4 protein-coding genes are annotated in these 3,846 nt (G+C 62.2%); all 4 read left to right on the forward strand.

Features of this window, described 5'->3' with window-relative positions; translation table 11 throughout:
- Window positions 1-439: aminotransferase class I/II-fold pyridoxal phosphate-dependent enzyme (locus AC1D0P_RS23040; RefSeq protein WP_477678871.1), on the forward strand; the 439-nt coding region annotated here is incomplete at its 5' end.
- A 102-nt stretch (window positions 440-541) separates the two neighbouring features.
- Window positions 542-1,864: a homoserine dehydrogenase gene (locus tag AC1D0P_RS23045; RefSeq protein WP_477678874.1), complete on the forward strand. Its 1,323-nt coding sequence runs from the start codon at window positions 542-544 to the stop codon at window positions 1,862-1,864.
- On the forward strand, window positions 1,861-2,385 hold the full coding sequence (locus AC1D0P_RS23050; RefSeq protein ID WP_477678872.1) for a DUF2059 domain-containing protein: 525 nt from the start codon (window positions 1,861-1,863) through the stop codon (window positions 2,383-2,385). Before AC1D0P_RS23045 ends, AC1D0P_RS23050 begins: the two co-directional genes overlap by 4 nt.
- Window positions 2,386-2,442: 57 nt before the next feature.
- Window positions 2,443-3,846: threonine synthase (gene thrC, locus AC1D0P_RS23055; protein WP_477678873.1), on the forward strand; the 1,404-nt coding region annotated here is incomplete at its 3' end.

Consider the following 3,846-nt stretch of genomic DNA (forward strand, 5'->3'; position numbering starts at 1 on the left):
GGACTACATCGAGGGCCTGAACATGCTGGCCAACATGAAGCTGTGCTCCAACGTGCCGGGCCAGTGGGCCATACAGACGGCGCTGGGCGGCTACCAGAGCATCAACGACCTGACCTGTGAAGGCGGCCGCCTGCGCCGCCAACGCGACATGGCCTACGAGCTCATCACCGCCATCCCCGGCGTCACCTGTGTCAAGCCCAGCGCGGCGCTCTACATGTTCCCGCGCCTGGATCCCAAGGTCTACCCGATCAAGGACGATCGCCAGTTTTTCCTGGAGCTCCTCAAGGAGACCAAGGTGATGCTGGTACAGGGCACCGGCTTCAACTGGCCCGAACCGGACCATTTCCGCATCGTCTTCCTGCCGCATGAGGAAGACCTGCGCGAAGCCATCGGCCGCATTGCGAAATTCCTCGAGAACTACCGCAACAACCGAACTTGACCCTGTACCCGGCCCTTCACTCTTCAGTTCCCTGCGCCCCTTGAGGCGGCAGGCCTCCAGATCACACCAAAGCAAGACTTCAGCACTATGAAACCGACGAATTTGAGCCCCATCCGCGTAGGCCTCCTGGGCATAGGCACCGTGGGCAGCGGCACCTACAACGTATTGCAGCGCAACCAGGAAGAAATCCGCCGCCGCGCCGGCCGCGGTATTGAGATCACCATGGTCGCCGACCTCGATGTGGCGCGCGCGAAGGCTGCTGTCGGCCCAGGCGTTCAGGTGGTGGACGATGCCCGCAAGGTCGTGGCCAGCCCCGACGTCGACATCGTGATCGAACTCATTGGCGGCTACGGCATCGCCAAACAGCTGGTGCTGGAAGCCATCGAGGCCGGCAAGCACGTGGTCACCGCCAACAAGGCACTGCTGGCCGTGCACGGCACCGAGATCTTTGCCGCAGCCCACCGAAAGGGCGTGATGGTGGCTTTCGAGGCGGCCGTGGCCGGTGGCATTCCCATCATCAAGGCGCTGCGCGAAGGCCTGACGGCCAACAGCATCCAGTGGATCGCCGGCATCATCAACGGAACCACCAACTTCATCCTGTCCGAGATGCGCGACAAGGGCCTGGACTTCGACGTCGTGCTGAAAGAAGCGCAGCGCCTGGGCTACGCCGAAGCCGATCCCACCTTCGACATCGAGGGTGTGGACGCCGGCCACAAGGTCACGCTGATGTCGGCCATCGCTTTCGGCATCCCGGTGCAGTTCGACAAGGCTTACGTCGAGGGCATCACCGGCCTGGCCGCACAGGACATCCGCTACGCCGAGCAGCTCGGCTACCGCATCAAGCTGCTGGGCATCACCAAGCGCGCCGCCAACGGCATCGAGCTGCGCGTGCACCCCAGCCTGGTGCCGGCCAAGCGCCTGATCGCCAATGTGGAAGGCGCCATGAACGCCGTGGTGGTGCAGGGTGATGCCGTCGGCACCACGCTGTATTACGGCAAGGGTGCGGGCAGCGAACCCACCGCCAGCGCCGTGATCGCCGACCTCGTCGATATCGCGCGCCTGCACACGGCCGACCCTGAACACCGCGTGCCGCACCTGGCCTTCCAGCCCGACGCGATGAGCGATCTGCCGGTCGTCCCGATGTCCGACGTCGTCACCAGCTACTACCTGCGCCTCAAGGTCGCCGATGAGGCCGGCGTGCTGGCCAAGGTCACCGGCATACTCGCCGGCGCAGGCATCAGCATCGATGCCGTGCTGCAGCGCGAAGCCGATGAAGTCGGCGGCGAGGGTTCCACCCACACCGACCTCATCATCCTCACGCATGAGTGCATGGAAGCCAAGATGAACGGCGCCCTGGCCCAAATGCAGGCCCTGCCCACGGTGCTGGCCCCCATCACGCGCATCCGCAAGGAGGAGTTGGCGTGAGGTTTTTTCTAGCCATGCTGTGCTGGGTCGCAGTGACGGCACACGCTCAGGTGCCTGCGGCAAGCCGTGAAGCGAAACTTGAAAAGTTGCTGACACTTCGGGCTTATCCGGGTGATGCCAAGCGTGCTGAAAAAGCGATCCAGGAGTCCGTGCCGTCCAGTTTGGTCTTCCCGGCTGCACTGATGCTTGACGAGTTGATGAAGACCACGGAAGTCACCGAGGCTCAACGCACGGCGTTCCTTGTGGAAGTGGCCACAATAAAAGTGACGATCGATACCGAGCCATTGAGGCAGTTGGCCTTGTCAAGGCTTCGAGGCCTGACCGCCAAAGAGTTGGAGCAGTCGATTGCCTTTTTTCAGACGCCTGCAGGTGCCAAATTGGTGGGCATTGAGCAGGCGATTTCTGACGAATGGCAGAAAAAGGCTGATGAGTTGCTGAACGATGCGACGACTTCGGCGTTGCCCGAAATTGGAAAAATGATTGAAAAATTAAGCACTCAGTTGCCCAAGAAATCGCACTGAATTTACTTTGTCCTTTTAGTTGCCCAATACTGGTCTTACCAGCAGGTTCACTCAGACATGTTTTATCTTTCTACCCGCGGCCATGCCGACCGCAAGCGCTTCTGCGAAATCCTGCTCGAGGGCCTGGCGCCGGACGGCGGCCTCTACCTGCCCGAGCAGTATCCGCAAGTGGATGCCGCGACGCTGCAGAAGTGGCGCGGCCTGTCTTACGCTGAACTGGCGTTCGAGGTCCTTTCGCTGTACGTCGATGACATTCCCGCCGCCGACCTCAAAGCCATCTGCGACAAGACCTATACCGAAGCAGTGTTCGGCACAAAAGCCATCGTCCCGCTGAAAAAACTCGAAGACGGCCTTTACCTCGAAGCCCTGTCGAACGGCCCCACGCTGGCCTTCAAGGACATGGCCATGCAGCTGCTGGGCAACCTGTTCGAATACGAGCTGGCGCGCCGCGGCGAAGAGCTCAACATCCTGGGCGCCACCAGCGGCGACACCGGCAGCGCGGCCGAATACGCCATGCGCGGCAAGAAGGGTGTGCGCGTTTTCATGACCTCGCCCAAGGGCCGCATGAGCCCTTTCCAGCAGGCCCAGATGTTCAGCCTGCAGGACGAAAACATCCACAACATCGCGGTCGAAGGTGTGTTCGACGACTGCCAGGACATCGTCAAGGCTGTGTCCAACGATTTGCCTTTCAAGCGCCAGTACAAGATCGGCACCGTCAACTCCATCAACTGGGCGCGCCTGATGGCGCAGGTGGTGTACTACTTCGCCGGTTACTTTCAAGCGACCCGTTCGAACGCGGAGAAGGTCGACTTCACTGTGCCCTCGGGCAACTTCGGCAATGTCTGCGCGGGCCATGTCGCCCGCATGATGGGCCTGCCGATCGGCAAGCTCGTGGTGGCCACCAACGAAAACGACGTGCTCGACGAGTTTTTCCGCACCGGTGTCTACCGCGTGCGCGGCAGCGCCGACACGCATGAAACCTCCAGCCCCTCCATGGACATTTCCAAGGCCTCGAACTTCGAGCGTTTTGTGTTCGACCTGCTGGGCCGCGACGGCGCCAAGACCAAGGCCCTGTTCCACGACCAGCTCGGCAGCCAGGGCCGGTTCGACCTGAGCGCCGAGGCGGCGTTCAAGGCGGCCGCACAGCGCTACGGCTTTGTGAGCGGCAAGAGCACCCATGCGGACCGGCTCGCGACGATTCGCGACACGAACAAGCGCTTCGGCACCACGATAGACACCCACACCGCCGACGGCGTGAAGGTGGCGCGCGAGCAGATCCAGCCCGGCGTGCCCATGGTGGTGCTGGAGACCGCATTGCCCATCAAGTTCGCGGCCACGATTGAAGAAGCGCTGGGCCACGCGCCCGCGCGGCCCGCGAAGTTCGAGGGCATCGAAGACCTGCCCAAGCGCGTCAAGGTGCTGCCCGCCGATGCGGCCGTGATCAAGCGCTACATTGCCGAC

The sequence above is a fragment of the Polaromonas sp. P1_G2 genome (genome assembly GCF_056405515.1).